28 protein-coding genes are annotated in these 25,967 nt (G+C 61.2%); 7 read left to right on the top strand and 21 right to left on the bottom strand.

Annotation, left to right across the window (positions count from 1 at the left end):
• Positions 1–352: 352 nt before the first annotated feature.
• Both JK176_RS12820 and JK176_RS15000 read right to left on the bottom strand, forming a co-directional pair.
• On the bottom strand, positions 353–1,828 hold the full coding sequence (locus JK176_RS12820; protein ID WP_211588175.1) for a Fic family protein: 1,476 nt from the start codon (positions 1,826–1,828) through the stop codon (positions 353–355).
• A 7-nt stretch (positions 1,829–1,835) separates the two neighbouring features.
• Positions 1,836–2,051: an antitoxin VbhA family protein gene (locus JK176_RS15000; RefSeq protein WP_063905511.1), complete on the bottom strand. Its 216-nt coding sequence runs from the start codon at positions 2,049–2,051 to the stop codon at positions 1,836–1,838.
• A 126-nt stretch (positions 2,052–2,177) separates the two neighbouring features.
• On the opposite strand from JK176_RS15000, the gene JK176_RS15005 reads away from it, so the two are divergent.
• Positions 2,178–2,456 carry a hypothetical protein gene (locus tag JK176_RS15005; RefSeq protein ID WP_249194501.1) on the top strand — a complete coding sequence of 93 codons (279 nt, stop codon included), beginning with the start codon at positions 2,178–2,180 and terminating at the stop codon, positions 2,454–2,456.
• Between the two features lie 84 nt (positions 2,457–2,540).
• On the opposite strand, the gene JK176_RS12830 is transcribed toward JK176_RS15005, so the two are convergent.
• The 5 genes from JK176_RS12830 to JK176_RS12850 form a co-directional block, all read right to left on the bottom strand.
• Positions 2,541–2,936 carry a hypothetical protein gene (locus JK176_RS12830; RefSeq protein ID WP_211588176.1) on the bottom strand — a complete coding sequence of 132 codons (396 nt, stop codon included), beginning with the start codon at positions 2,934–2,936 and terminating at the stop codon, positions 2,541–2,543.
• Between the two features lie 35 nt (positions 2,937–2,971).
• Entirely contained in the window at positions 2,972–3,775 is an 804-nt protein-coding gene (locus tag JK176_RS12835; RefSeq protein ID WP_211588177.1) for a hypothetical protein, read from the bottom strand.
• A 109-nt stretch (positions 3,776–3,884) separates the two neighbouring features.
• Positions 3,885–4,451, bottom strand: coding sequence for a hypothetical protein (locus JK176_RS12840; protein ID WP_211588178.1), 567 nt, complete (start codon positions 4,449–4,451; stop codon positions 3,885–3,887).
• Entirely contained in the window at positions 4,451–5,296 is an 846-nt protein-coding gene (locus tag JK176_RS12845; protein WP_077804183.1) for a hypothetical protein, read from the bottom strand. The genes JK176_RS12840 and JK176_RS12845 overlap by 1 nt, the downstream gene beginning before the upstream one ends.
• Before the next feature lie 115 nt (positions 5,297–5,411).
• Positions 5,412–5,966 carry a hypothetical protein gene (locus JK176_RS12850; RefSeq protein ID WP_211588179.1) on the bottom strand — a complete coding sequence of 185 codons (555 nt, stop codon included), beginning with the start codon at positions 5,964–5,966 and terminating at the stop codon, positions 5,412–5,414.
• 436 nt (positions 5,967–6,402) lie between these two features.
• On the opposite strand from JK176_RS12850, the gene JK176_RS12855 reads away from it, so the two are divergent.
• The 4 genes from JK176_RS12855 to JK176_RS12870 all read left to right on the top strand — a co-directional run bounded on the left by JK176_RS12855 (position 6,403) and on the right by JK176_RS12870 (position 11,306).
• Complete coding sequence (locus tag JK176_RS12855) at positions 6,403–7,164, top strand: BRO family protein (protein ID WP_211588180.1); 762 nt, start codon at positions 6,403–6,405, stop codon at positions 7,162–7,164.
• Between the two features lie 34 nt (positions 7,165–7,198).
• Positions 7,199–7,525 (top strand): hypothetical protein, encoded by a 327-nt coding sequence (locus JK176_RS12860; protein WP_249194502.1) that lies wholly within the window; start codon positions 7,199–7,201, stop codon positions 7,523–7,525.
• Entirely contained in the window at positions 7,522–10,695 is a 3,174-nt protein-coding gene (gene mobF, locus JK176_RS12865) for a MobF family relaxase (RefSeq protein ID WP_211588182.1), read from the top strand. Before JK176_RS12860 ends, mobF begins: the two co-directional genes overlap by 4 nt.
• Before the next feature lie 86 nt (positions 10,696–10,781).
• Positions 10,782–11,306, top strand: coding sequence for a hypothetical protein (locus JK176_RS12870; RefSeq protein ID WP_211588183.1), 525 nt, complete (start codon positions 10,782–10,784; stop codon positions 11,304–11,306).
• A 97-nt stretch (positions 11,307–11,403) separates the two neighbouring features.
• On the opposite strand, the gene JK176_RS12875 is transcribed toward JK176_RS12870, so the two are convergent.
• The 9 genes from JK176_RS12875 to JK176_RS12915 are packed head-to-tail and all read right to left on the bottom strand — an operon-like array spanning position 11,404 to position 19,085.
• Complete coding sequence (locus tag JK176_RS12875; protein ID WP_211588184.1) at positions 11,404–13,719, bottom strand: type IV secretory system conjugative DNA transfer family protein; 2,316 nt, start codon at positions 13,717–13,719, stop codon at positions 11,404–11,406.
• Between the two features lie 4 nt (positions 13,720–13,723).
• Positions 13,724–14,164 (bottom strand): hypothetical protein, encoded by a 441-nt coding sequence (locus JK176_RS12880; protein ID WP_211588185.1) that lies wholly within the window; start codon positions 14,162–14,164, stop codon positions 13,724–13,726.
• A gap of 11 nt (positions 14,165–14,175) precedes the next feature.
• Positions 14,176–15,324: a hypothetical protein gene (locus JK176_RS12885; protein ID WP_211588186.1), complete on the bottom strand. Its 1,149-nt coding sequence runs from the start codon at positions 15,322–15,324 to the stop codon at positions 14,176–14,178.
• Entirely contained in the window at positions 15,321–15,818 is a 498-nt protein-coding gene (locus JK176_RS12890) for a lytic transglycosylase domain-containing protein (protein WP_228119314.1), read from the bottom strand. The genes JK176_RS12885 and JK176_RS12890 overlap by 4 nt, the downstream gene beginning before the upstream one ends.
• The gene (locus JK176_RS12895) at positions 15,815–16,234 is read right to left on the bottom strand and encodes a hypothetical protein (RefSeq protein ID WP_211588187.1); all 420 of its coding nucleotides are present in this window, start codon (positions 16,232–16,234) and stop codon (positions 15,815–15,817) included. Before JK176_RS12895 ends, JK176_RS12890 begins: the two co-directional genes overlap by 4 nt.
• The gene (gene icmT / locus JK176_RS12900; protein ID WP_211588188.1) at positions 16,231–16,479 is read right to left on the bottom strand and encodes an IcmT/TraK family protein; all 249 of its coding nucleotides are present in this window, start codon (positions 16,477–16,479) and stop codon (positions 16,231–16,233) included. The genes JK176_RS12895 and icmT overlap by 4 nt, the downstream gene beginning before the upstream one ends.
• Entirely contained in the window at positions 16,479–17,645 is a 1,167-nt protein-coding gene (locus JK176_RS12905; protein ID WP_211588189.1) for a type IV pilus twitching motility protein PilT, read from the bottom strand. The genes icmT and JK176_RS12905 overlap by 1 nt, the downstream gene beginning before the upstream one ends.
• On the bottom strand, positions 17,642–18,640 hold the full coding sequence (locus JK176_RS12910) for a type IV secretory system conjugative DNA transfer family protein (RefSeq protein ID WP_211588190.1): 999 nt from the start codon (positions 18,638–18,640) through the stop codon (positions 17,642–17,644). Before JK176_RS12910 ends, JK176_RS12905 begins: the two co-directional genes overlap by 4 nt.
• Positions 18,633–19,085, bottom strand: coding sequence for a DotD/TraH family lipoprotein (locus tag JK176_RS12915; protein WP_211588191.1), 453 nt, complete (start codon positions 19,083–19,085; stop codon positions 18,633–18,635). Before JK176_RS12915 ends, JK176_RS12910 begins: the two co-directional genes overlap by 8 nt.
• A gap of 228 nt (positions 19,086–19,313) precedes the next feature.
• On the opposite strand from JK176_RS12915, the gene JK176_RS12920 reads away from it, so the two are divergent.
• Both JK176_RS12920 and JK176_RS12925 read left to right on the top strand, forming a co-directional pair.
• Positions 19,314–19,610 carry a type II toxin-antitoxin system RelB/DinJ family antitoxin gene (locus JK176_RS12920; protein WP_211588192.1) on the top strand — a complete coding sequence of 99 codons (297 nt, stop codon included), beginning with the start codon at positions 19,314–19,316 and terminating at the stop codon, positions 19,608–19,610.
• Complete coding sequence (locus tag JK176_RS12925; RefSeq protein ID WP_253570901.1) at positions 19,567–19,854, top strand: type II toxin-antitoxin system RelE/ParE family toxin; 288 nt, start codon at positions 19,567–19,569, stop codon at positions 19,852–19,854. Before JK176_RS12920 ends, JK176_RS12925 begins: the two co-directional genes overlap by 44 nt.
• 44 nt (positions 19,855–19,898) lie before the next feature.
• On the opposite strand, the gene JK176_RS12930 is transcribed toward JK176_RS12925, so the two are convergent.
• From JK176_RS12930 to JK176_RS12950, 5 genes are all read right to left on the bottom strand, one after another.
• The gene (locus tag JK176_RS12930) at positions 19,899–23,003 is read right to left on the bottom strand and encodes an ATP-binding protein (protein ID WP_211588193.1); all 3,105 of its coding nucleotides are present in this window, start codon (positions 23,001–23,003) and stop codon (positions 19,899–19,901) included.
• Positions 23,004–23,016: 13 nt separating this feature from the next.
• Complete coding sequence (locus tag JK176_RS12935; RefSeq protein WP_249194503.1) at positions 23,017–23,664, bottom strand: hypothetical protein; 648 nt, start codon at positions 23,662–23,664, stop codon at positions 23,017–23,019.
• 6 nt (positions 23,665–23,670) lie between these two features.
• The gene (locus tag JK176_RS12940) at positions 23,671–24,102 is read right to left on the bottom strand and encodes a hypothetical protein (RefSeq protein ID WP_211588194.1); all 432 of its coding nucleotides are present in this window, start codon (positions 24,100–24,102) and stop codon (positions 23,671–23,673) included.
• 102 nt (positions 24,103–24,204) lie between these two features.
• Entirely contained in the window at positions 24,205–24,738 is a 534-nt protein-coding gene (locus JK176_RS12945) for a hypothetical protein (protein ID WP_077804204.1), read from the bottom strand.
• Between the two features lie 10 nt (positions 24,739–24,748).
• A complete protein-coding gene (locus tag JK176_RS12950; RefSeq protein WP_211588195.1) occupies positions 24,749–25,933 on the bottom strand; it encodes a hypothetical protein in 1,185 nt (394 codons plus the stop codon).
• Positions 25,934–25,967: the final 34 nt, after the last annotated feature.

Raw genomic sequence — 25,967 nt, forward strand, 5'->3', positions numbered from 1 at the left:
GGCTCCTCAACCTCCCCGGCCAGCCCTGCGGACTGTCCGGAGAGGCACGTTCCATGGAGGCGGCCTCGCATCCAGCGTTCAGTCTGACAGTCGCCGTGCCAGTCCGTAAAGCCACTGCGCGACCCTCGGCGGCAGGTGTCAGGCCCGCGTCTGCTGCAGGGCCGCACGCGACCCCGCATCAGCCGCAGGCCAGCCCCCCTTGCTCAGGACGCTCCGGGCTTGACGGCCTGTCCCGTCGCCCGTCTTGGCCGGTAGCAGGATGGGCTCAGGAAAACGCCACCTCCATTCCTCTTTCGTCGCCGTCAGTGTGCTCGCCGCACAGGCAGGATGGGTCTAGGAAAACGAGGGGCGATCAGCCGGGGCCGGGTGTTCGGGCAGACGAAAGAGACGGGCGGCCTGTCGGGTCTGCCGTGGCGGTTAGGGCGGGCTGGCCGGTCAGGGTCTGAATCAGGGCGCGACCCGGTTCAGAGGTGGGAGTCCGGCTGGCATGGCGGGCGATCTCCCGATCCGTCCCGGCCAGGTCTGTCAGGACTTCTGTTTCCCGACCGTGAGCGGCGCCGAACGCAAAGGCCTTTTCCCGACTGTCGCCATAGGCTGCCATGTCCTTCTGCACCTTGCCCAGCTCGCGCGCGAAGGTGGGATTGTGGCGCAGTTCTTTTTCGATCTCTTTCCCGAGCGCCGCATGACGGCCTCCGGCCTTCATGCCGTTGAAGGCCTGTGCTGCATCGCCGCCCTCCTGGCGGATGGCGGTCTCGATGTCGCGGCAGACGAGGGAAGGCGGGGCCGACCAGAACGCATGAAGAGAGGCGGCGGCCTTGCGGCCTTCTTCCTTGGCCTGTGCCAGGAGCGCGCTTTCTCGTTTCTCTTCCGCAGGCCCGAAGACAGCCGGGATCACCGGACGCGGTACGGGCCGAAGCACCGGAGCAGCAGAGGCCGTCAAAAAATCGGACTGCACGGTGACGGTGTACCCGCCGTTCTTTCGGACAGCGTTTCGCAGATCCGCGACAGGCACCGCCACGATCCCGTCAGGCGTTTCAAACGCACCGGAGAGTCTGGTTCGTGTTTTGAAGATCCCCGAGACAGTTTCCCCAGGCGCGGCCGTGCGGATGACGAGGTCATCCAGCGGCCTTGCGGCAGGACCGGAGCCCATGTCCTGCATCAGCTCCTTCAGGGCACGGGTGCGGGCGGGCGAGCTGGCGTCCGTCAGCAGGGCAGCCATGGCCGGATGGTCTGGATCCTGCGTGCCGGCGATGGAGGCGGACACCATGCGGGCTCTCGTGATGACGGAGAGGTCCACATTATGCCCGTAGTGTCGGCCGAGTTCCGCGATGAACGCGTCCTGCGTTCGGCCGTTGCCCTCCCTGTACGGATGGACATAATTGAGTTCGTTCAGAACCTTTCCGGCGATGGCCGCGAACTGTTCCGGCGTGGAGTTCTTCAGGACGTCCGGGTCGCGGATGGGCTTGAAGGCCTCGGTCAGCCCCATGTCGATGTGGGAGCCGGGCAGGAAGGTGGTTGTGCCTTTCCGCATCGAGCCGATTGGCTCGACCCGTGCCCCGTCCACGACTGGCCTTTCGTGGCGCATGTGGCCCGCCCATTCATAGACGTCCTGGAAGATATGCCGATGAATTGCCTTCAGGTGGTCGGCATCGAAATGGCCGGTTGGCCCCAGACCCAGCCGGATTTCCAGAATCCTGTGGCTGGTGCGGCGGTATTCTTCAGGGTGAAGTTCGGAATGGCGGCGAAGGCCGAGCCGGTTCCGCAGGACGTCTGTCTGGTCCGGATCGTCGGAGACGTTCGGGTAGGTGTAACCGTGGACGGGAGGCATCGACGCGTCAGAGGGCGGGATTCAGTCTCCGCCCCAGTTCAGCAAGGTCGATCTGCCCCGCAACGAACGACTGGCAGGCATCCTCGATAAGGGGATCATGCGTGTAGCCCTGCCGTCTCTGGGCCGCGAGAGTCCACTCGACCGCGTCCTGACGGCGCGCGCGCTCTTCATCCGAAAGAGCGGAAAAAGGCGTCGGAGCGAAGAGGGTTTTGGCTGAACTCATAGGAAAAAAATAGCGGTTTTTGCCCGGAATGGCAAGGTTTTCCGGTGGTTCGTGGCCATTCTAAAGGCGTGTTTCAAGGCGAGATTTTTTGCGTTCAGTCGCAGAACGCGGGGGCAGGATGCTCGCATGACGAAGAGCCTTTCCCCTCTCGATAGCCGCCCGAAGCACCTGACCGGGCCGCGCCTGTCTCTTGCCCTGTTCCGGATCGGATGGTCCGAGCGTCAGGCTGCCGAGAAATGCGATATGCACCGCAACCAGTTCCGGCGCTGCCTGGACGGCACGTCCTCACTTCCGGCTGATCTGTCCCTGTGGCTTCTGGATCTGGAAGCGGCCCATCTGGCCTATCCCTGCCCCCGGCAGAGAAAGGCCGATCCTATTCTCGCCGAGATCCGCAAAGCCGGGTGACATTGCCCGCGACGTGGTGGGTTCCGGTGTCTCCACGTCCAGGCTCAGGGGATATGAAAGAGGCAGCCCGGAGGCTGCCTCTTTTTATTGGTTAGCGAAAACAAAGCCTACGCTTCCGTTGGTCATGACGTATGGCGTGCAGGTCCGTCCCGGATGGACATTGGCATAGGGCTGTAACCACTTCGCCGAAATCCACATGGTCTTCCGTGCGAGGTTTACCGTCTGATAATATCCGTTAACGGGCTGGACGGCAGTGTTCACCGGGACGAGGGTGGTTGCAGGCGCCACCACCGCAGCCTGATCGGACGGGCTTTCGCGGAATGGAATGGAGAAGTTCGGATCCATCATCTGCGCATCTGTCGCGTTGAGAGCCAGGCACTTATATCCCGCCAGGGGGCTGACAGGCTTGTTCGGCGATGCAGATGCACTGAAGGAATAAGACGCCGCCAAAACTGCCAGAAGGAGAAATTTATGTTTCATGGTGATTGGGTATCCGGTTCTCTGTCTTCTGTCATTTAACTCTGGAGTACGGGAGCGTTTGCACCGGTCCCCATCTTGTTCGCAGTGCTCTGCCGCCATTCGCCGACTGTCGTTCCTGATGAGATGTTATTATTGCTCATGGCAGTAGAGGAAATGAAGTCCGACATCAGAGCGCTGTCATCGGCTTGTGCAACTTGAGCTCCCGCATGACTACCGAAATTATACATAGCTCTCGTGTCCAGCGCCGTTGGATTGCTGATCCCCTGCGCCTGCAAGGTGGTCGCTTCTTCCTTCATGTATTGGGCGGCGGCAACAGCCTGGGTGGCTGGATCCTGCTGACCTGCTGTGCCTGATGTGATGGTACTGGCAAGTCCTGGATTGGATGCGAGCGCCTTGTTCATCTCCTCTGTGTATGTGCCATTTGCCATCTGGAACGCGCCTGTGATGGTGTGGCCTGATCCGGTGGCCGTATAGACATTCTGACAGCCGGACTCCACCTGACACGTCGCGGCCAAAGCAGCCGGGTTCACGCCAAGGGAAGAAGCATTGTCAGCGGCCTGATAGCCCCATGCGCGGCTGTAGAGCGTTTGCAATGAATCCGATCCGGTCGAAACGGGCTGAGTGGTCTGGATGACCTTGCCGTCTCCGCCGATCTGCTGGACGGTTCCGGCTGGGACCGTGAAGTTCGGCAGGCCGACTTCCGGATAGACGACATGCGGGACTTCCGGCAGGCCGTTAGGCACTTCGATCGACTGCGCCTGGCACGAACCGCTGAGGCCAAGTCCGGCTGAGAGGGCCAGACCTGTGATCAGAAAGGATTGTTTGACGGGGGGCGGCATTGAGCACTCCTGTGTTGGGGGGCTCAGTATCCGCCTGTCGTCTGCGACTTTGAGGGCTGTTTGAAACGCTGTCTGATGGCGCAAGGCGGTGTGTCCGTTTTGGACACACCTAAATGAGGTGATCGAGGATAATTCCAAACACGGTTCCCCCGACGATCATGGTGGCGAACCATCCGGCCCGCTTGCTGATTTCGTCCCTTCGAACCCGGCTGCCCGCCATCACGATCTGGGCCTTCATGCTCTCGGCGATTTCACCTTTGACCGTACCAAGGACTTCCGCGACCTTTGCCTTGACGGTCTTTTCGTCAATCTTCTGAAGCTGGCGAGAGGCTGCCACGCCCTCATGGAGAGCGCGCCTGACCTCAATCACCTCCTCCGTTGCCGAGCGTGTGCACTGATCCAGCAGGCTCTCGCACTTCGCGACACACTGCTCCATCCGTTTCTCGGCCTCCTGAAACAGCGCTCTGTGCGCTGCTTCGGAGTGTTCACGATCCTTGAGAAGGAGGGCCTGATGAAGATTGTTCATCTCCATCAGGATCATGAGGCCGTCCAAAACCTTGGCCTCTGGTGAACGCGGCCGAAGCGTCCACCGATGCGTCTGCTCACGGAGCGCATCCAGTGAGCTTTCAAATCTGGCCTGACAGTCGGAAATCCTCTGGGTAAGGCCGTCAGACATTACACGTCACTTTCGGCCGGAACAGGGAGGCCTTTAGGCATATTCGGTAGGCGAGGCTCGCCTAGCTCCCGCAGGAAGACCGGGAAGTCACGGCGGTACCAACGGTCAATCGCGAGCCGGTCAAAGATTGAGGTGGTCGGGAACCCGTCCTTTTGTTCGCCCTCGGCATAGGCGCGGAACGTGAGCGTTCGGTCACAGACGTCTTTCATGGGCTCGGCGGCCGGATAGAGGACCAGCTTTGCGCCATTGTCCATGGCTTCGACAACCGCGGGGTGAATGGCAACCTCTTCAAAGACGTCATCCACGTCCAGGGAAGGAGGAATAAGGCCTTCGTTGAGAATGACTGCGGCGTTCCGGGGAGAGAACTTCTTGTTCGTTTGGAGGTCTTCCAGATAATCGAGATCTGCGCGTTCATGGCCGATGAGGAACGCCACTGAGAGCGTGATGCCCATCATGTCGAGGGCGCGTGTCAGTGATTCCGTGCTGATTAACTCATGCAGCGCTGTCCATCCGCCGCCTATGTCGAGAATGGCGTCATGGCGACTTTCCATGAGAGACTGGATCTTTTCTTCCAGCCATTTCCGCTGACGTTTCGTGTCACCGCCTGTGGGGCTTTTCGCATCATGGAAACTGGAAATGGAGTGCGACCGGTTCAGCAGATCGGTGTTCCAGATTTCGGGTGTGCCGCCCTGCTCGTGGATCGTCTGGGCGAGAGCATTAAGCAGGGTCGTTTTCCCGACCCGCTGACGGCCAATGATCGTAAAAATAACCGGCTTGCGCTTGGGGGCGGCTGCCTTCTGGTCGGCAGCGCCTGTGGGGGCTTTGGCGGCAATATCCTTGGTCATGGATGGTCGGCTCCTGATGAGGCAGCCCCCTCACTGTGAGATGGGCTTCTCTTCCTCTTTCAGACGCCATAGTGCCGGGCCATTCTGCGACTTAACTCCGCTGCTCAGAAAAAAATCAGTCTGGCGTGAGCCTTCTTTTCTCTTCTCTGCGCGCCCGGAGCTTTGCCCGGATGTGTTCCAGAGACTGGCGACCCTCAGCAGAAATGTTCGTATGCGGGTCCGCGTTTCTGGAGGACGGTGACGTTACGGCGGCCGAAATGGCGGGCACCTGTGGCGTGGCGGCAGGTGGCGGCGCGACGGGTCTTTCCTCACGTTCCGCGTAATACTCTTCCACAGCGGCAGGCCGCCAGTCTGCCGGGGTTCGGCTCGGCGGTTCTGGCGTCTGATCGGGTGCGTCGTTTGCCGGTTTTCCGACTGTGATTTTCTCTCGCTCGCTCTTGAGGCGTGACCACATTTTTCTGATGGCCCCAAGTCCAACCCGAGAGAGTTCGACCTCCACACCATCCTTTTTCGCGGCTTCGGCGATCATCTCCCAGGTGGCGATTTTCGCCTCGCGAAGTTCAGACACGATGTCCTGATTTTTTCTGAGCCACTGATAGACGGCTTTCGAGTGCGGTTGAGCAGGGCGTGTCTTGTGTGCCTCCTGAATCTCTCTCAGTGCCTTGGACATGATCACTTTCGCCCCCGCTTTGTGTCCGTTCTGGACACACCTCGCACTCTGAACCGTTTTCACGGCCTCTGGTGCGTCGGACCTCTTTCGCAGGCGAGGCATCTCCGTGTCAAGTTCGAGGCATCATGGAGGCATCTACGAGGCGTCTCCGAAGCCATTTCGAGGCTAGTGCGAAGCGACTACGAGGCAGGATTGAGAATTGACGAGGCAACTATGAGGCAAAGAAAAGAGCTTCTTCATAGACCATTGCACCGTTGGTGCGGACGGCTTCGCCGCCGAGAGGCAGAAGGAGGGGGGGGGGTGTGACAATCTGTCACCCCCCCCCCATCAGGAACGTGCCGTTGCTCTAAGTCGCAGAATGGCCCGGCACCATGGCGTCCGAAAGAGGAAGAAAGGCGCGCCTCATAGCGAGCAGCCACCTCAACAGGAGAGAAGCATGGCCACCCAAAAACGCCTTCAAAAGAACACGCGCCTCGTAGATCCCAGCTTCAAATCTGGCGGCCTGTTCGACTTCAACGGTGTCGATTACGCGACCTTCGTAAAAGATGGGGAGGTTTGGTTTCGTATGACTGACATTTGCCGTGCCATTGGTCATTCTTCACCCACGCGCGCCGCACGGGGCTTGGACGATGATGAACGGCAGATAGTCCCGTTGCCTTCGGAGAGCGGCGTCCAGGATCAGGTCATGGTTAGCGAAAGCGGCTTGTACCACTTTCTGGTCAAGTCTCAGCTTCCTCTTGCCGTCACGTTTCGACGGCGTGTGACCAAGGAGGTTCTGCCGAGTATCAGACGAAACGGATTCTATTCACGCCCTGGGGTGAAGCTGCCGATCGCAGAAGCGCAGTCACCCGACCCCGCCGATCTTACGCGACTTCAGGAAATGCGTCAGTTGCCGGGACGGTACATGGTTCTGAGTCTGCCGGGTCGGCCTTTGCATGTTGAAGTGCGGGATATGGAGGAAGTTCTGCTTGATTATGAGCAGGCAGACCTACAGACTTTGGTAAACTCTACGAAGCTAGTGGGCTCTCTCTGGCGAGCGTATCGTACGGAGGTGGCGATGCTGGCGGAGACGTTGCTCTCTGATGAAGGCTTCCAGCAGCTAGACCACGCCATCTCGATTAGTGCTCGATATGCACAATGGATCCAGCGAGCATCGGAGAACAAAGCCCTGGCGTTAGCGAAGGCGACGACGAAATAATCTCAGTCGCATGAGGGCTTTCTATCCTGCCCTCATGACAGATCAGACCCAGACCCCCGACCGCGCTCCCGAGACCGATGTTTCGGATCGGGAGCTTCTTCAGCATCTTCTCACCCGCTCTGACGAGCAGGGAGAAGAGATCCGGTTCATCAGCGAAAAGCTGAGTATCCTGATTGAGCTTCTGACCCCCTCGGAGAAGGGGGACGGCCCGACACTGGACGACATTCTTGCGCGTCTGGTCGAGCTGATGAAGGATCAGGAGCCGGTCATCAGGCGCATCGACCATACGACCGCCCGCAACAATGATCTGCTTGAAGGCCGCAAAGTTCGCCCGAAAGCAGAGGATGGCCGCCCGTCATGATGACCTTCCGCAAGATCTCGGCGGAGTGCAACGGCCGGTTCGTGGCCGCCTATTTTACCGAGGGCGCGCCGGATCCAGAGCACGATTTTCGCACGGACACCGGCAAGGTGCCTGACGGCGACGGTCAGCGCCTCACGAACTACTACCTCGGCCGCGATGGTCGGGCCTCTTTCAATCCGGGCATGAGTCAGAAGATGGCGGACGTGCTCGGCGTGGATCGGCGTGCCATGCCGACGACCGAAACACTTGCGGCCCTGTTCGAAGGCAAGCGCGCCGACAATGGCGAGCAATGGTCTCAGGCCAAGCGGAAGATCAGCGCCTACGACCTGACCATGGCCCCGCACAAATCGGTCACGCTGGCTGCCGAGTTTGCACCAACACAGGCGGAAGGGGCCGCGATCTGGAACGCAGTGCAGCGGGCTAATGACGCGACCATGCAGTATGTGGCCCGTGAGCTGGGCTTTGCCCGACGCGGCCACGGCGGGGAAGACGGAGAAGAGGCTGGGGAGGTCGCCTGGACGTCCTACCGGCACCGCACCTCCCGTCCGACCCTGACCCTGCATGATGCCGAGACCGACACGACCTATCTGCGTGAAGCCCCGACAGGGGGCGATCCGCACATGCACATCCATAATTCACTCTACAATGTCGTTGTCACCGACAGCGGCCATGTGGGGTCGCTGGACACGAAGCGCCTGCGATCCCGCGTCCATGAGTTCGGAGCCTTCTTTCAGGCGGAGCTGGCGGATGAGCTTCGCAAACTCGGGGTCGCGCAGTCCTATGACGCCAAAGAGCAGGCGACTGTTATTTCCGCCGTCCCGCAGGAGGCCTGTGACGCGTTCTCCAGCCGCACGGCCGAGGTGACGCGGGCCGCTCGGGCCTATGCCGAGAAGGAAGGTCACGACTGGAATGCCATGACGGCCGAGCTGAAGAACAAGATGCTCAAAGCCGCCAGTCTGGCGCACCGGCAGAAGAAAAATGAGTCCGCCGACGACGCTCAGGCCTGGCGCGAGCGCGCCGCCGAGATCGGATGGGAGCATCACAGCGTTCTCGATACAGCCGAGGCTCCTGCGCTCACGGTCGCCGAGCGACACGAGCAGGCCTATGCGTTTGCGGCCAAGCATCTTGGCAAGGAGTTCGAGACGGCTGCTGTGCTCGATCACGACAAACTGCGGATGTACGCGGCACGCGGCCTCATCGGCGCGGGGATCTCAGGGGGCATTGAGGACATTGACCAGGTCGTCAAACTGATCGAGGACAAGGGCCTTGAGGTTCGGGGTGAGCAGGTCAGCCTCGTGTCCTGCGTGAAGAAGGATCGGGTCCGCGTCACCAACACCGCCCAGATCCGGGGCGAAGAGACGCTCGCCAAAGAAGCTGTGCGGGCCTCGGCGGATCGCAGCGCTTCCCTTTCGGATGCCCAACTCACAGAGGCCATAGAGCGCTGCGACCTCGATTTTGACAACGAGCACGGCCAATCCCAGAAGGCGGCAATCTATGCCCTGGGGAAGGCCGGAAAGATCTCGATGCTTACGGGCGTTGCTGGCTCCGGCAAGACAACGCTGCTTCAGCCGCTCGTGGATGCCTGGAAGCGCGACACCCGGTTTTCGGAGAAGGGCCGTGAGATGATCGGTCTTGCGACGGCCTGGCGTCAGGCCGATGCGCTTGGCGATGCCGGCATCCATCAGCGCTACGCCATGATGCCCTTCCTGAGCCGTCTGGAGAAAGGCGAGCAGACCGTGGATGAGAACACGGTTCTGGTCATTGACGAGGTCGGGCAGATCGCACCGCGCCAGATGCTTCAGCTTCTGGAACTTCAGCGTGCGAGCGGCTGTACCATCAAGGCCCTGGGTGATCGGGAGCAGGCACAGTCCATTGAGGCCGGTGATACCGTCGAGATCCTGCGCAGGGTTCTGGCCAAGGAAGACATGCCGGAATTGCTGTCCACGGTCCGCCAGACGACCGCCCGCAATCGTGAGATTGCCGGACTGTTCCGTGGCGAGAAACCCGATGCCGATGCGCTGGAAGCGCTTCGCCCCAAAGGGAAGGCAGCCTACGCCAACCGGGACGAGGAAAACTCGGACGATCCCCGCAATGCCTTTCACCTCGAAGAGGTGCGTCGCGCGATCGACATGAAGCGAGAGGACGGCACGATCCGACTGGTCGGCGGCGATCAGGACGAAGTGCTGCAACAGATTGCTGAACTCTACGTCACGCGCCGCGACGCCTTGGCCGCGTCCGGTTCAACGCGTGGCATCAGCATGTCGGCCTTGACCAATCAGGACGCGGCCGATCTCAGCCGTGCTGTCCGCAGGATTCTGCAAGAGCGTGGGGAGATCTCACGCGATGAGGTCAAGCTCGATGCGGTCGATCAGCGCGGCGAGGCCTACGAGCTTCAGGTTGCGGCCGGAGACAGGTTGCGCCTGTTCCGGCGCACCTGGGGGGCGGTCGAAGGGAAGGGGACCACCGTTGGTAACAACGGCGATGTCGTGGAGGTTGTCTCTCACGGCAAGGACGGCCTGCGCGTCCGGATGAAGGATGGTCGGGAGGCAGATGTTGAGTGGCGGCGGCTGAAGGACCATAAGACCGGCCGGATCCTGCTTGGTTTCGGTCATGCCATGACCATTGATGCCGCCCAGGGCCTCACCTCAGACGAGCATATCAACGCGCTTCCGCGAGGTGTCGCGACCGCAACCGGGTTCACGTCCTACGTGGCGGAGAGCCGGGCCAAGGGCACGACCTGGACCATGATATCGGACGGCGCCACGTTCGAGGCCGTGCGTAATGGCCGGGCACTTGGCGATAAAACAGAGATCACCAGTGACGATCTGTGGAACCATGTCGCCAAGGGCATGTCCAACAAGCCTTATAAGGCGCTTGGCATGGATCTGCCTTTTACGTCCCAGGAGGAACGGGAGAAGCACGTTCAGGAACTGATCCGTCTCGGCAAGATGCAGGAGGAGATGGGGCAGGAAGGCCGGGACTACGGGCGCGAGGTGGCGGATCGGGTTCAGGCGATTGCGGTGCAGAAAGCGGCTGGGCCGAGGCTCAAAGAGTTGGATCAGCAAATTGAGGCGATCATGGCTTCCCATCAAACCGCCATTTCCCCTCAAGAACAGCTTCTTCGCGAAAAGCGGCTTCAGCAGCTTTCGGATCATCTGTGTCCAAGCTAGGAAACAAATGTTGCGGAGGTGCACAGACCATGATGTAAGTTGGAAATATTACGAAGGAATGACAGTTCTATTACGAAAGAGAAACAATGCCAAACTCGCCTGTTGCTCACATCATATACGAGCCTAGTGCAGAACATATATTAAATATGGCCGGAACGTATTTCCTTATGCTGTCAGGAATACTTTCGGTTAGCCGAGAGGCCACAGAAAACGATGATAAAATCCAGAAAAAATTTATAGACGAATATGAGCCTCATATATTTCTCTGGGTTGGTATAATAATCACATATATTACGGGAATGTGTGGTATTGGCTTATATCGTCTGGCTTGGTATCCTATAATTATTTTCTCGGTTGGTACGTTTGGAATTGGTTCGTTTGGAAGTATCATTATCTTTTTACTTAGAAGATACTTCAAGAGCCGGTATACGCCGCCTAGCCACGCTCCAGAGTTTTCAACTCCTGATGGTTACAAAGCGTTTTTGAGTAGAGCACGCGCGGCAAACTTGGGAGTGAATAGCCGGCGGCAAGCGTCTCTCTGCTTAATTATAGGGGCTGGCCTTGCGTTTTTAGGGGCACTTTTCGCGCTCATGCGAATTGGAACTCAGTAAGAAATGTAAATTCTATCCATTTCTATCAAAGGGGGCGCATACGAGTTTTCGAATGAGCCCCTAAATTTATACGAAGTGATTTAGATCTATCTGATACTCACGCCTGAAGGCAGTCTCCAATATTTCGGAAGGCCGCAAGGATCTCCTTTTCGCTCGCCCCCTTGGCGCCAGCCGTATTGGCCGGAAGGGCCCTGAGCTGATCGCGTGTCGCCAGAACAAGCACAGCACGACGACGAGGCGTCCGCCCCGTCCTGCTCCCAACCAGGCGCTCCAGTTGTTCAATCTTCCCCAGAAAGGCCCCATCCATGGGTTGCGCAGGCACAAGGCTTTCATCTTTGTTGTCGTCGCGATGGAAGCGGCCCCAAGCCAGCATCCCGGCAAACGGCGTATTGCCTTCTCCATGACCGTGCGCCGTGGTGGCCTGCAGGAAAGCCGTCAGATCGGTCAGGCTTGTACTGACATCGCCCATGAGGGCCTTGCTGTCCCGGTGGTTCTCATTCGCAATCCTGCCGATTAGGGCCTTGACCTCTGCCGGGAGGTCCGAGCTGGCGGTCTCGATCTGGAAGTCTCCATTCTCCAGGGTTTCGACAATGCCCCAGGTCTCAGCGTCCGGATCCACACCGTGTCCGGACTTGGGAGATGGGAGCATGACCGGACGGGCGCGGCGGACTTCGCCGGAGCGTCCATTGATGTCGGCAAAGAACGTCTTGGAATGAATGACGCGGCCGCCGAACATCGTGACGGCCTCACCCTCGATCAGGCTTTGCAGATCGTTCCAGGGCAGACGGGAAACCTCACGGACCTCAGCGCCTGAGCCGTTGTAATATCCGTAGCCATCATTCTCCACGCGGGTTGCCTGTGTGACTTCCACCTTGTCGGCCTGCTGTTCCAGCCATTCACGGGTCTTCATGGCATCCTGAAGCCGCAGCGCATGGGTGAGGTTGGCGTTGCCAAGAAGCGAGAAGGCCTTTTCGCCAATCCGGGCCGTCAGGCCGGGCAGATCCTGAAACGAGATCCAGAACATGCAGTTCAGGCCACGGCCCATGGCGAGCATCCGGTCCATGCCGTCCGTGACATAGGCGGCCAGCTCGTCAAAGAAGATCTGGAATGGCGCATCACCAGCTCCGGCCTTCAGCTTGAACACTTCGCTGGCAGAGCCATGCAGCTTCGCTCCGAGAAGCTGGGCCATGACACCGCGCAGCGAGGCTACGACGATCTTGCCCAGGCCCGCGAGACTGTCTGACGAGTTTTCCAGTGATGGCAGGATGACGATCAGGATGCGGCGGTTCAGGACCACATCGCGCATGATGATGTCGGCCGTCTCGGCACTGAAGATATGCCCAAGGCTGACGCCAAGCTGGGTAAAGACGCGCGAGAAATACATCTTGGCATAGCCGTGCTGCTCGGACGGCTTGTTTTCCTTCTGGGCGTTCCATTCCAGAGAGGAATCATAACCGGGCAGCTCGCCAAGATAGGCCTGAAGCGGCCAGAGCACATCGTCCGGAATATCCTCGACCCTGCGCTCGATGGCCTGATTGGAGCCGGGATTGCGAATGAGAAAGACCTTATGCCGGGCAAGGGTGCCGATCCAGCGCAGGTCGGTCGCATAGCGGATCGCGTCGATATTGATGGGGATGTTGTGCGTGTCGCGCATCCAGACGAGGGCCGGAACCACTGTTCCGATGAGGCCGACAGCGCGGTCGCGGAAGACGCCATTGGAATCATTGGCCGACTGTTCGCCAAGCTGGCTGACGAGCATTTCGCGGATGGCGTCCGCATTTCCGGTGGCAAACGGGTTGAAGGTGTTGGAATCCCGGGTGCCAGAGGCGGCGAGGAAGTTCAGCGCGAGCACCTGGTCATCGAGCCCGAACCGCCGTGCGAGGGCCAGCACATCGCCGTAAACCGTGTTGTCGCCTTTGGCGTCCACGAGGATGCAACCCGAGCCATGGGCCAGGGCGTTCGTCATCAGGGAGACAATGGCCGTCGTCTTGCCGGATCCGGTGGTGCCCGGAATGGCTGCGTGCTGACGGGCCGCGTCCGAGGACATCCAGAGCTGGCGGCGGGTCCGGGCTTCCGTGCCGAGATAGAGAATGCCGTTGGCCTGACGGGCCTTGCGATCCTTGGGGTTCAGATCGTTCGCATCCTTCAGCCCGCTATAGCGTGGCATGTGAAGCGGAAGACGCTCAGGACGGAGGACCACCCAGGCCGCGACGGCCGGGGCCGCGAGGATCAGCGCGCCATCTATCGCGGGCACGAACCAGCCCAGGCCGACCCCGACGAAGCCAAGCCATCCGGCCAGAGGGGAACGCAGCTCTTCCTTCGTTTTCGTCCAGAACGGGCGGGTATCGCGGTATGTCTTTCCCCGCTCGACCTGCTGATGGCCAAGCGGTGCACCAATCTTTCGGGCCGTCATGGTTTCAGTTCTCCAGCCCGAATGGGGAACCGGCCTGTGCTGGCGCGGGTGCCGGGGACGGCATTTCCAGATGGGCGGGCTGATGCAGCGCCTTCAGGATCTGCTGTGGTGCCGTGGCGGCCGGAGCTTGCGGCTGAGTCTCCAGCGGGCCGCTGGAGGGCAACGGCGGAAGAGGTGCGGATTCCGGCATGGCAGGAGCCGACGCGTGCAGGCCGCCAAAAGTGTATAACAGACCGGCACAAACGGCGGCTGTTGCGGCAACCGGTAGGAAGCGGCGGATCCGGCCAGGCGCGGCGGTCTGCGCTCCAGCCGGGGCGATCTCGGCCTGAGCGGCCGCGAGCGGTAGGGCCTGCGGAAAATGGAGATGGATCGGGGCCGCGTTTCCCTCCTCGATGTCGAGCGTGAGGGGAGCGTTCTGGCCGTGCTGGAGAATGATGCGGGTCATGAGTCTGTCCTTCAGGCGGAGCGGAGCGTGGAGAGGGCGCGATCAAGCACCGGGATATAGAGGGGGCGACGCAGACGCTGTTCCTCCGACCAGTGGGCGCGGGCGCCAGCGGCTTCGATCCGGGGATTGGGATGCACGTCTTCGTTGGGGTTTTCACTGGGGTAGCCCAGAGAGTGCAGGGCATACCAAAGCGGCCGGTCGATCAGCTTGACGATGGCAAAGGCGGGCGGCGCCAGCACGCCAGCCTCAAAGCGGGCATCGCACAGAAGCGTCATAAGCGCGGTCGTGGTCCAGCCGTGACGGTCACAGCTCTGCGCGATCGTGGCCTGCACATCGGGATCTGCAAGGAAGTCCTGCGCGTTCTTCAGGACCTCTGCGGGCACCTTCAGGCTGACCTTCGGGCCGGTATCGCCATCAAGTCCTGCGTCAGCCAGACCTTCTGACAGTTGCCCGAGCAGGGTCATGGCCTCATCGCGACGCTTGAGTTTGTGCAGCGCAAAGGCCGCAAAGAGCACCTGGGCCGCAGGTGGGGCCGCGCCCGGACCGGCCGTTGTGTAGTGCGGGCCGAGCTGACGCTCGAACGCTTCCTGCGCGCAGACCTCGCTGAAACTACCATCGGCGGCCGTGGCAAAGCGGCTGCGCCATTCGTCAGCCGTCAGGGCCGGGTCGGCCGGAAGAGGTGCCCCGGTGGACGGCGCAACAAGCCGGGTGATGCGGCGCTTGGCGAACCCGCGCAGGGTCGGAAACATTTTTGCCTGCACGGCAATCAGGCCTTCGAGATCGAGGACAGCCCGTAGCGCCTTGTTCTCCCCGAAGAAGAGACACAGACCTGCGCAGATCCCCCCGACCAGGACTGCAACCCACCGGAGCTGCAGACCGACGATGGACAGGCCGTAATAGAGCTGGATCAGGCGAATGGACGCCGGATGGTGCAGGGCTTGGTGAAGCTGGAGGTTCAGACGCGCAAGGTCAGGCGTAGGCGACAGGATGCCGATCTGCCAGATCAGGGCCTTGCAGTAAAAACGGCTGATCTCTGTGTGGAAGGTTGACCAGACCATATAGGCCAGGACAACGCTGCCGAGCAGCGCAACACCGGCCAGCATCAGGGTGAGTTCTCCTGACGAGCGCGAGCCTGAGGACCGCGAAGCTGTGCCACTCATGCCGGGTCTCCTTGATGGCTGGTTCGGATCAGGGTCTGGGAAATCTCGTAAAAGCGCTTCAGATAGGCCGTGCCAAAGCGGGGCGTGTGGGAGTGATAGCCCGCGACGGCCTGCCAGAGATCACCCCGGGCCTTGGTCATTTCCTGCCCGAGGATCCAGCCGCCCGCTTCGAGATTGGCGCAGGAGTTATTCCGCAAGGCCGCGTAGGCGCGGGACGGGGTAGTGTGCCAGTGCCGCGCAATCTCGGGGACGTGGATCGTATTGACCTGCATGGGGCCAAGATCGGACGTCCCGTTCGTATTCTGTACGGCCTGTCCGGGATGGCCGCCTTCGACATAGAGCAGGACCAGCATGACGCCTGCTGGCACATGCGCGTTATGGGCTGACTCTTTGAGGCAGGCTGCGATCTGGCGTCCGCCATCGTCCTCGGCCGAGGCAGCCGGGGCTGCCATGAGGGCCGCGAGGGCCAACGGAAAGAACATCCGGGTTTTCATGCGGCTTGCTCCTTCTGGACGGAGACCGGCTGAAGACGCGCCATGCTCGCCTGCCAGAGGCCGTTCAGATCGCACAGGTTGATCTGCCCGTTCTGAACCGGGAGGGCATCCAGCACGTCGAGCAGACAGAGCAGGACCGTCACGGCAGACTGCGCGTCATGGTCGAGGACGGTCACGCCGAGGGCGGCTTCAGGATCATCGACCAGCTTCAACCCAAAGCCGTGCCGAGTCATTTCAAACCAGAGCGCCTCGGCAGTAATCAGGAACGCAGGCAGGAAACCGCTGCTGGACGCCGCGACCGTACTGGCGCAGGGGGTTGAGTTGGTGGCGTCGCTCAGAATGACGCTGAGGCCCGTGCGGTCGATGGCCCGGACCAGAACGTCTGACAGGAGCGTGACGGCAGGAGACGGTGTCATCCGTAGCGCCTCCGTTTCCAGGTCGCCCGACCGGACCGGATGGGGCCGGTGATGAGGCGACGGACAGTTCTGAGGGCAGCCGGCAGCGTCAGGCCAAAGAAGCTGATCGTTGCAAACAGGGCGGTGCCCAGAACGCCGATATACAGTGTCGTCCAGCTCCAGTACGTGACCGTTACAAGGAGCGGGAGACAGGCCCGGCCATCAAGGATGGCTAAACGGACAGGTTGTGCGGTTGCGCGCCACATCAGGCGTCTCTCCTCCAGGCATCGTTGGCGGTTTTTTCAGTAATCAGCCCGTCTTCCAGGGCTTTGCGGATGGCGACCTCGTAGCTCTGGCCGTCGCTCTCGATGGCCTGCGCCACGAGGTCGGGCCAAAGCCCGCTTTCGGTTCGCATAAGCTGACGGCGCAGATCCTGATGAAAGGTCAGGAACTCGCGCACAGCCACACGGCCCCCGCCGACCCGCTCCAGAAGACGCTGGTTGATGACGAAGCGCAGGGACTGCGCCAGCGCGCTCACGAGGTTGTCGCGTTCGGCCCGTGGGCAGAGCGCAATGGCACGCTGGATCATGAGCGGGCCGTTATCGGCGTGAATGGTGGTCGAGAGCTTGCCGCCTGTAATGGCGCAGTTGATGGCCGCCTCCATGGTCGGGCCGTCACGACATTCGCCGAGAACCAGATCCGAGTTTTCACGGCGCATCGAGCCCTCGACAAACAGCGGTGGTGTCAGATTGGGCGGGCGGATCTCGGTCTGGGTGATCCGGTTGCCGTTGGGGGGCTTGAGGCTGTCGAAAAGGAACTCGATCGGCTGCTCGCCTGTGGAAATGTTGCACGAGACGGTCGGATCCATCAGCCGGTCATGGATCAGTCCGAACTGTAGTGTCGTCTTGCCCGATCCCGTCGCTCCTCCCGTGAGCACCATGCCGCTTCTGAGCAGGTTGGTGTCGCGGATCTCCTGCTCGACCCGCTGCTTATCCAGACTGTCCGGCAGGGTCGGGATGGGCCGGAAGACAAGATTCATGCCCGGGCCGCGCATGGTCTGTACGGGAAAGATGTTGATCCGAAAGCGCAGGGACTCACGGCGGTTGAGCGTGACGCTATAGGCCGTATCGAGCTGAAGGCTGATCAGGACACGCGGCGAGCCGTCTGCACCATAGACGTGATCCACGATCTGCTTGAGATCCAGCGATGTCGTGGGGTCCATGGTGGCGTAGCGGTTGCGGCCGTGAACCGTCAGCGTGGCGCGATGACCGGTCAGCAGGTCGATCCGCGACGCGCCGAGGCCATGCGCCCATTTCAGGAAGTCATCGAGACCGGGGGCGTTCTTTCGCGCTTCGGCGACCCACGGATACTCGCGCTTCGCCCGCTCGTGCGCCCAGGTGTCAGCGTCACGCAGTTTGAGGACGGCGCTCATCGGCAGTCCTCCGGATAGGCAACACGGGTGCGGGCCTGAAGACCGGGCTGCCCGGTGATGCGGATCACGCGGTCGCCGAGATGCAGACTGTCCCCGCCGCCCACGGCCTGACGGTTCTCGAAGACCACGCGTGGCTCTTCGACACGACCGGCCCGCAGAAGCACGCGGTAGCGGGCCATGCCCGTGATGTCGCGCTGAAGTCGGGAGAGATCGGACAGGTAGATCTCATCCGCAACCTTTTCTCCGGAGGCCCAGCCTTCAGCCACCCAGTCGTTCCAGTGCCGCACTTCCTTGTCGGTATGCGGCAGAGCGGATGAGGCCGGATGACGTGGCTTGTTCCAGGACCGCACGAGATAGGTGCGCCAGTTCGGTGCGGCAGAGGTGAGCTGCGCTTCACGGGTAATCTCGAAGACACAGCGGCTTTCATGGGCGATGGTGCCGGTGTCGTTCAGGGCGAAGGCCATCTGCGCCTGACTGACGATCGGCGGCTGCATGAGGGTCTGGCCATCACCGACCGGCAGGACGAAGGGACGGAAATCAAAGGTCGTGTCGAGGATGGGCTCGTTGTGGCGCAGCATTTCATTGATGGCAAAAGAGCGCGCCGCCTGTCCGCCCTGTGCGCCGTAGGTCAGTGCGGCCTGACGGATCTGCTCGCGTCGGCCCGGCTTCAGGTCATCGCCTGCTTCATCGTTCGGCCGCGCGTCCTGCAAGGCTTCGAGAGACGGCGGAGCCTCGCCGCCTGTGATGCGGTCGAGCTGAAGCGCGCCTGTGACCGGGGTGTTGGCCGGATTGCCCAGGGCCTCATCATTGGCGTTGACCTGATCCGCGCCTGGTTCAGGCGGGTTGGGCATGGAGACGAGCGTTCCGCTCCGGGCTGGCGGAGGAAGAGAGCTTGTGGACGGCATGATGCTGCCGTTGTCGGCCGCACCTGCGAGGGAGGAGAATGCGAGGAAGGCAGCCGTTGCGAGGCCGCAAAGCAGGGCGCGATCAGCCATGGTACGTCACCGAGATTGCGTGGGAGAGGGGATCGACAGAGACGGTGGCCTGTTCTCCCGCCTGCTCGCCGAGCGTGCGCAGGTGGTCAATCACCGGGGCCACGGCATTGATCTGGACAATTACCTTCCGATGCGGGCCGAATGCGGTCACGCTGTAGCCGATGTCTTTGCCGAGTTTGCGCACGGCAGGCTCAAGCGGCCCTTGCCAGACGAACCAGACCTGACGCTTGAGGTCAGCCGGAAGGCCGGGATCCGGCGTTATGGGCGGTGGGGTAGGGCGCAACGTGCCGAGCTGGGCCAGATCCGCGTCGGTCGTGGCAATGGCGCGTTGCAGCGCAAGCTCGGGATTGGCCATGCCTGTTGTCGCGACAGGTTCGGGCGGCTTGGTGGCGCAGGCCGAGAGGGCCAGCAGAAGAACGGGTGTCAGAACGTAGTGGTGTCGCATGGATCCCTCCAGATATTGGAAGGATCATCGCGAGCCTATCTGCGACTTTCAGAAAAAAACTTTACGGCGGTTCATCGCCACTCAGGGATAAGTCTTGTTTACTCCGTTGTTTTTTTTGTGTTGCTTTTGTTGAACATATGTTTGACAACTATTTTTAGTAAGTCGGTCCCATAGAGAAGATACGCGAGTGCCGGTGAGTGCCGCAGAGTAAAGAGAGATCCCGACACGATGCCCCAGATCACTGCAACCACAGCCCATTTCGGAATGCGGCTCGAAGCCGATTTCAAAGAAGAGTCCTTCAGGAAGGTCAAGGAACTCGGAACGACGCCTGCTGACCTGTTTCGGGACGTTCTTGAGTATGTTGTCAGAAACAACCGTCTGCCGATCCGCAAGGAAGTCGTGAGCGACGATGACGCTGTTCTTCTTGATCTGGTCAAGAAACGCCTGAAGAACCCGGGGGAAATTATGAGGAACGTGAGCCTTGACGATCTACTCTCTGGACATCCCGGAAGTCGTAAGAGATGAACTGTACGCTCTAGATTATAGCGTTGCAGAACGGTTTGTAAAAAAACTTCGCAAGATCCTGCACAACCCCCATGTTCCAAAGAACAAGCTACGCGGTTTACCGAACTGTTATAAAATCAAACTGCGTGATGATGGCATCCGGGGCGTTTATCAGGTGCATGATCAGGAGATCAGAGTGCTTTTGATCGCTGTCGGCAAGCGCGACAAAAGTGTAGTTTATGAAACTGCAAAAATCCGATTGTGAAAACAGGGGGGCTCTTGCCCCCCTTCTTTTGTCGGTGGTGTGTCCTAGGCCGCCGCCCGTTGTTGCTCATCCATGGCTTCCAGGCGCTCGTACAAGCCCCCGGCAATGCCTTGGCCTGACAGGATTTCCTCGACCAGAGCGTCCATGACCCCCTGTTGGGCCTGTTCGTCCTGAAGAAACGAGCTTTTCATCGCCAGAGCCTTGCGGCGTGCCAGTTCCTTTTCCGCACTCCCGCCTGGAAACACGATGGCAAGGCACCGCAAGGCGCGGCTGGAGGGCATCCGGGCGAAGAGACGCGACCGCAATGCCGTATCGTTCGGCGTGCTGGAGAAGGCCCAGAGCTCGATGGGGCCGAGCACGTTGACCAGAAGCTGCTCATATTTGCCTTCGGCCGCGTTCATCACCACGAAGAACGGCGCACCGTTGCGGCCTGGACCGGGCAGGCGGTTGCGCACCACATAGGCGCTGGCTGGCGTGAGCTTGAAGTTTTCGATCATCTCGTTGGCCTCGCGTTCGTCGCCGCATTTCAGGATCCAGCGGGCCGTGGACTGGCCGACGAGATCGGCGCTGAAATCGCCGCTGCGCTGGCTGATGAACGAAAGCTGGACGTTGTGCTTACGGCCTTCACGAACGTCGCGGATCGCCTGCTTATCGACCTGCGGGGCCTCCTTGGGACGATGCCATTCCTCGAAATCGAGGCGCTTGATCGTCTCTTTCATCTCGGTGAAGCGGCTGCGATGATACTCCCGCACGTTGTCCGGCATGACCGGCAGATCCGCATACTCCGGATGCAGGAAGAAGTTACGGCCGATCAGGTAGCGGCCGAGCATATACATCAGGGCCGTCTGCCGGTTTGCACTGTCTGATCCCTGCGGCGCAACACGAGCCAGATCCAGCACGATGATCCGGGCGTCCCCCAGATCAAGCTGGGTGGGTTCGGAAAGCGTCGGATATTTCTTGATCGCCGCCATGATATAACGCTCGAACGCATCAATGAGCGTCTCCTGCGTGGGCAGGATGATCTTCGAATAGCGATTGAAGATCTCCGGCGCGCGGGCCGCTGCAATCAGATCCTGAAGAATCGGAACCGCGTGACGTTGGGCCATCCCTGCCAGACGATGCTCGCCCGCAGCGATCAGAGCCGTCACCACGTCCCGCCACCAGGTCGGATCCGCGCTGTCGAGATCGCCTTCGGCCGCAGCGTGGTGCGGGAGCTGGAGGCCGAGGCGGTGGATGGCCTCATCCACACTGGGCTCGATCCCTTCGCGGTAGTGCTTCGGATTGCCGCCCGCAACGCCCGTGCATTGACGGTAGGCCTCCGGGATCACATCGCCGACGAGCTGGTCCATCCCCTCGAACGGGATGCCATCGAGCGGTGTGGCCAGCAGCGACACGAAATTGTCGATCGCGACTTCTTCGAGCGGCAGCGGGTATTCGAGGCCGACCTGAAGATCGAAGATATTGACCTCAAACCCCGGAGCCATCTGCATTTCCACGAAGATGGCCTCATGGGCACGATCCGGCCCGAGCGCGTTGCGGACCATTTCGATGAAGCCGAGAGACGCATGGCCGATGTCCAGCTTCGCCAGCAGCGGCAGCTTGACGCCATTATTGCCCATGGCGGCAGAACTCAGGAGCAGGCCAAGGAGAATGGTGTTTCCAAGCACCGTCTTACCGCTGCCTGGGGGAGCGACGATAATATCCGCGATATGTTCACGCACACCACCGCCTGTGGGATCAAATGGCCAGATCCCGCCATCGGGCTTGCGAAAGAGGATGGAGCCTTGCGGGAAGGGTGAGGCGCTTCGCATCCACGGCATCATGCTCATGGCATCGCCGAGAGGCGCAAGAGCCGGGGTGGCCGTGGAGCCCAGAGAGAGCACGGGCACCGATCCCATGGCGGCCTCAAGCGGATCACCCGGCACCCGGGTCGTTTTGCAGCCGCCCCAGCTTTCGATGCCCTGAGACAGATCGGCCGCACGGCGACGCAGCAGCTTGTCTTCGCCGACCGGTGCCCATGTGCTGGCGGTCATCCGCATCCGGACGGAATTATGGTTTTCCGTCTCCCGCTTGCGCTTGATGGCCTGAAAGGCGCGCGTGATGTCCTTGTTGCCAGGAAACATGCCGAGCATGGTGGCCCCCGTCTCCTTGATCGCGAACGCGGCTTTTCCACCACCTTCAAGGATCATGGAACTCCGCCAGGGCAGACGCTTGCGGCCCAGAGTGTTGAGAAGTTCGGAGAACGGGCGCGGATCCTCGGGGCCGAGAAGCATGTCCACGGGCGCATAGGTGTAGTCGCCGACCGTCACGAGCTGGCCGCCCTGATTTTCGGCGTCCGCGTTAAAGATCTGATCGCGCAGGGACGGCCAGAGCAGATTTTCGGTCTTTTTGCTCTGTTCTTCGTCATCCGGGAGACGCGGCATGACAGGGTCGCCCACCAGCGTCGGCTTCCAGCCGCTTCCGGCCGTCTCGCGATAGAGCGTCTCACGCGCCAGCGTGATGGATTCAGCGGCGCGCAGAAGCGTCGTGGAAATACCGAGATTGGACATGCTGTCCTGCACGCGCGCGACAAAGGCGTCGTGACGACCGGCCATCAGTTCGGAGCGCAGGGTGAAGCGCTGACCGCTCCCCGCTTTTGGCCAGGCCTTGACCTGATCTTTCCGCTCCGCCGCCACCTGCTTCTTTTCTTCACGCGTCAGAACGGCCGGTCGGGTCCACAGAATGTAGCAGGCATCTTCCCACCGCATCACCTGAGGCCACCGCAGGCGGCGCTCATTGATGATGTCGTGGAAGTCGGCGTTCATCATGCGTGAAATCTGCTTGCATCCGTTGAGCGCGAGCAGATCGACGGCCACGCGGGCCTGATCGGGATCGGAGATGTACCAGCCTTCGATCGCATGGCCAGTGCCTTCGAGAAGGCCTTGCAGCTCGATGCGCTGTTGCTCGGCGATGGCCTCCACGTCCGCACGCGAGCACATGGTGCGCAGACCGTTCACGCGCAGGAGAGAGACGTACTCGCCCCGCAGCGTCACGAGCCGGTCGTGATGTACGGCATCCGTGTGATTGGTCTCGACGTCGCAAAAGGATTCGAGGGGCTGACGAAGGAAGAGGCTCGCGCTGGCAAGCAACTCGGTCAAAAAGCCAGACATTGGAAACTCCGCGTCAGGATGGGGTAAGAGCAAGGGCCTTGTCGAGAAAGGCCGGATAAACGTCAGCGCCAGCGTCGAGCAGTCTGCCGGTCGGCAGAATACGAAGGTCTGCGCGGAGCAGATCGAGATTGCGTCGGACGGCTTCATCGGCGCTGCCACACAGGCGCATGGCCGTTGTGACCTGACGGATGGAGCCCGATTGCAGCCGGTGCTCGGCTTCCGCGCGCCGACTTTCGAGCAGACGTAGGAGCGTCATGGGTGTGCGGAAAGAGGGGGAAAACTGCGTGCCGAGCAACGGGTCCGGGATAGCCTTGAGGATGGTTTCCCAGAACTGGCGGTCAGACTGACCCTGCTGGCGGGCCATCAGGCGGAGCGTCTGATGGGCGGTCCGGGCGAGGAACATCAGGCGGGCCTGGGACATTTCGGGCCACCAGACGAGCATGGCTTCGGCGTCGATAGCTGCCCGCGACGTGTCCTGAAGAAGATTACACACCGGGCAGACCCGGAAACCGGCCTCTGAGGAGGGACCGGTCCAGGGGAGACCTGCACCGGGCGACGGCAGGCCGCAGCACGCGCAGGTGAAAGACCCATCCGACCCGTCTTTCCCGGGCCGGATCTCCTGGTCGAGACCAGGCTGGAGGAAGAACGGATCGGAAGTCATGTCGGCTTACTGGAACTGGTAGCTCTTGGCGGTATTGCTGATTTCAGCATTCCCGTTGGAGGCCGTGTTCGCAGAGTTGTTGATCCACTTCGGACCCGTCGCCGCCACACCGGCCAGAACGAAGCAGACGACACCTGCAACAGCCATGCCGGGACGCTTGGTCTCTTCCTTCTGGGATTTGTAGAACAGCACGATGCCCGTCACGAGCGCGACAATGGCGAGAGCGTAAAGGGCTGCGGCAGACCCGACACCGATGGTGTCCGTGCCTTCCTGCGCCATGTTCTGGATCTGCTGTCCAAGACCGTTGCTCGACGCCGTTCCACCAGCAGCGGCAAGAGCGTTACCAGCCATGACCATCGGCAGCATGGTGGCTGTCGCGACGGTTGCGCCGATCTTCGTGAGAGCGCGGGAAGCAGACGGGGTTGTGTGGGATGTCATGAGTTGGTTCTCCGTTGTGAGGGACAATCCCCTCTGCCGATCAATCTGACCGCGTGATCTGCGACTGAGGCGGCAGAGAGGTATTTTTTTCGTCAGCCCGTTTCAGGGCCAGAAAGAGAGGATCCAGGTCGCGTCCTTGACCGGATTGAGGAGCATGACGCCAAAGACGTACTGGATGCCGCAGCCAAGGCGTTCGCGGTTCGAGCGGCCTCTCTGGATGGCAAACCAGGTCAGGACGGCGAAAAAGCACGTCCAGGCCCCGAACATCTGAAAGAACAGGGCGAAGTCCTTGATGATCGCCATGATTGCGTCTTTGGGGCCGGTGCCGGTGATCAGGCTGTCCGCCGTGCTGTAGCTGGTGGCTGCGTCGCCCAGAGTGACCTGCACGTCCGTTCCGGCCGAGGCCGTGCTTTTGGTGAGGATGACGTTGAACGAGGCGAAGACACCGCACAGCACGAGGGACAGATAGGGCAGCCAGGGCTTGTCCTGCAGGGCCTGAATGGTCGGGTGGTAATACTGATAGATCCCGATCAGGCTGAAGATCAGGCAGGACACGGCCGCCGCATAGCAGGCCGTGGGCAGGAGCCAGCCCATGCCAACGGCGATTTCGTGGACGAGATTGACAAGGCCTTCCATGGTGGCCTCCTCAGTTCAGGTCGCCATGGGCCGTATGCAGAACCCAGGTGGCGCCCTGCTGGCTGATGGTCAGGACCGCGCCGTAGCCCGGAATGACCGTGCCAACACCCACCTCGAACTGACGGTCCTGACCGCTCGGGGCCGCGCTGTCTTCGATCATGGCGAGCTGCGGTGAGGCCGCGACAATCCGGTAGTGATGGACCCATGCAGGCTTTGGAGCCGGTGCGGCGACGGCGGCCGGAGCGGGTGGGGCGCTCGACGATGAGAGGGCCGGAGCCTTGGACGCTGGCCCGTTCATGGCAGCGCTTAGAGCGGCACGGGCCTTTTCGGCAGCGGCATGGGCCTGAGCGGCTTCGTCCGCACCGGAATTCTCGGCACCTGTCACGGCGTGACTGGCTTCGACCAGGGAGATGCGCCGTGTCAGATCGTTCAGCCTGTCTTCTTCAGCCTTGCGCTGTCCTGCAAGGGACTGGCGCAGCTCTTCGACTTCGCCCCGCTCGCGCTCGATGACGCGGGCCTCGGCCGTGACGAGCTGAAGCACGTCGATCTGCTGCTGGGTCGCCATGGGCGCGGCCTGTAGAGTATGAGCCGCCTGCACGGGATCCGCAGGAGGCGCGGCAGGTGCAACCGCAGGCGCATCCGTCTGGGGTGGCGCGGACTGTGGCGGTGCTGGCGGGGTTACAACGATGGCAGCGGGCGCGGCTTTTGGGGCCGGTGCGGAGGCAGGTGGGGTTGCGGCAGCCTTTGGATGGCCGAGGGTCTGCATTTCCGCCAGATCGGCGCTTGCGTGCGGCGGTGCGGACGGAGCAGGTTCAGGAGCCTGAGCCATGGGCGCTGCCGTCTGGTCCATGCCCACTTCCTGACCCGGTGCCGAGACAGCGTGATGATGGTGGCCACTGGTCGCAAGAATGCCCGCCAGCAGAACGGCGCAGATCCCGAGGCCTGACCCGCCATAGAGCTTCTGGCGCGGCGTCAGAGCCTCGTAGCGAGAGATGAAGGGCGTGAGCAAAGAAGCCGGGCCTGACAGTGCGGGTTCCGTCGCGTGGCTGTCGTCGTGGGCCGTTGTTTCGGTGTCCTGACGCTCCGGATCATCAGACAGGATGTCATGCTGATCGGGCGGTGGTGGCGCTGCGTGAACGGGCTCCATCCGGCGCGGCGTGATTTCGGTGTTCAGGTGGTGAACTGTGGAACTCATAAAAAAGATCCTTCTGGCTGAGACTGCCAGAAGG

Origin of the sequence: Gluconobacter sp. Dm-73 (genome assembly GCF_018256215.1) — a bacterium.
GTDB lineage: Bacteria > Pseudomonadota > Alphaproteobacteria > Acetobacterales > Acetobacteraceae > Gluconobacter > Gluconobacter cadivus.

Coding starts and splice junctions, on each gene's coding strand:
- JK176_RS12820 (WP_211588175.1), bottom strand. CDS start 1,828: ATGCCTCCCGTCCACGGTTACACCTACCCGAACGTCTCCGACGATCCG.
- JK176_RS15000 (WP_063905511.1), bottom strand. CDS start 2,051: ATGAGTTCAGCCAAAACCCTCTTCGCTCCGACGCCTTTTTCCGCTCTT.
- JK176_RS15005 (WP_249194501.1), top strand. CDS start 2,178: ATGACGAAGAGCCTTTCCCCTCTCGATAGCCGCCCGAAGCACCTGACC.
- JK176_RS12830 (WP_211588176.1), bottom strand. CDS start 2,936: ATGAAACATAAATTTCTCCTTCTGGCAGTTTTGGCGGCGTCTTATTCC.
- JK176_RS12835 (WP_211588177.1), bottom strand. CDS start 3,775: ATGCCGCCCCCCGTCAAACAATCCTTTCTGATCACAGGTCTGGCCCTC.
- JK176_RS12840 (WP_211588178.1), bottom strand. CDS start 4,451: ATGTCTGACGGCCTTACCCAGAGGATTTCCGACTGTCAGGCCAGATTT.
- JK176_RS12845 (WP_077804183.1), bottom strand. CDS start 5,296: ATGACCAAGGATATTGCCGCCAAAGCCCCCACAGGCGCTGCCGACCAG.
- JK176_RS12850 (WP_211588179.1), bottom strand. CDS start 5,966: ATGTCCAAGGCACTGAGAGAGATTCAGGAGGCACACAAGACACGCCCT.
- JK176_RS12855 (WP_211588180.1), top strand. CDS start 6,403: ATGGCCACCCAAAAACGCCTTCAAAAGAACACGCGCCTCGTAGATCCC.
- JK176_RS12860 (WP_249194502.1), top strand. CDS start 7,199: ATGACAGATCAGACCCAGACCCCCGACCGCGCTCCCGAGACCGATGTT.
- mobF (WP_211588182.1), top strand. CDS start 7,522: ATGATGACCTTCCGCAAGATCTCGGCGGAGTGCAACGGCCGGTTCGTG.
- JK176_RS12870 (WP_211588183.1), top strand. CDS start 10,782: ATGCCAAACTCGCCTGTTGCTCACATCATATACGAGCCTAGTGCAGAA.
- JK176_RS12875 (WP_211588184.1), bottom strand. CDS start 13,719: ATGACGGCCCGAAAGATTGGTGCACCGCTTGGCCATCAGCAGGTCGAG.
- JK176_RS12880 (WP_211588185.1), bottom strand. CDS start 14,164: ATGACCCGCATCATTCTCCAGCACGGCCAGAACGCTCCCCTCACGCTC.
- JK176_RS12885 (WP_211588186.1), bottom strand. CDS start 15,324: ATGAGTGGCACAGCTTCGCGGTCCTCAGGCTCGCGCTCGTCAGGAGAA.
- JK176_RS12890 (WP_228119314.1), bottom strand. CDS start 15,818: ATGAAAACCCGGATGTTCTTTCCGTTGGCCCTCGCGGCCCTCATGGCA.
- JK176_RS12895 (WP_211588187.1), bottom strand. CDS start 16,234: ATGACACCGTCTCCTGCCGTCACGCTCCTGTCAGACGTTCTGGTCCGG.
- icmT (WP_211588188.1), bottom strand. CDS start 16,479: ATGTGGCGCGCAACCGCACAACCTGTCCGTTTAGCCATCCTTGATGGC.
- JK176_RS12905 (WP_211588189.1), bottom strand. CDS start 17,645: ATGAGCGCCGTCCTCAAACTGCGTGACGCTGACACCTGGGCGCACGAG.
- JK176_RS12910 (WP_211588190.1), bottom strand. CDS start 18,640: ATGGCTGATCGCGCCCTGCTTTGCGGCCTCGCAACGGCTGCCTTCCTC.
- JK176_RS12915 (WP_211588191.1), bottom strand. CDS start 19,085: ATGCGACACCACTACGTTCTGACACCCGTTCTTCTGCTGGCCCTCTCG.
- JK176_RS12920 (WP_211588192.1), top strand. CDS start 19,314: ATGCCCCAGATCACTGCAACCACAGCCCATTTCGGAATGCGGCTCGAA.
- JK176_RS12930 (WP_211588193.1), bottom strand. CDS start 23,003: ATGTCTGGCTTTTTGACCGAGTTGCTTGCCAGCGCGAGCCTCTTCCTT.
- JK176_RS12935 (WP_249194503.1), bottom strand. CDS start 23,664: ATGACTTCCGATCCGTTCTTCCTCCAGCCTGGTCTCGACCAGGAGATC.
- JK176_RS12940 (WP_211588194.1), bottom strand. CDS start 24,102: ATGACATCCCACACAACCCCGTCTGCTTCCCGCGCTCTCACGAAGATC.
- JK176_RS12945 (WP_077804204.1), bottom strand. CDS start 24,738: ATGGAAGGCCTTGTCAATCTCGTCCACGAAATCGCCGTTGGCATGGGC.
- JK176_RS12950 (WP_211588195.1), bottom strand. CDS start 25,933: ATGAGTTCCACAGTTCACCACCTGAACACCGAAATCACGCCGCGCCGG.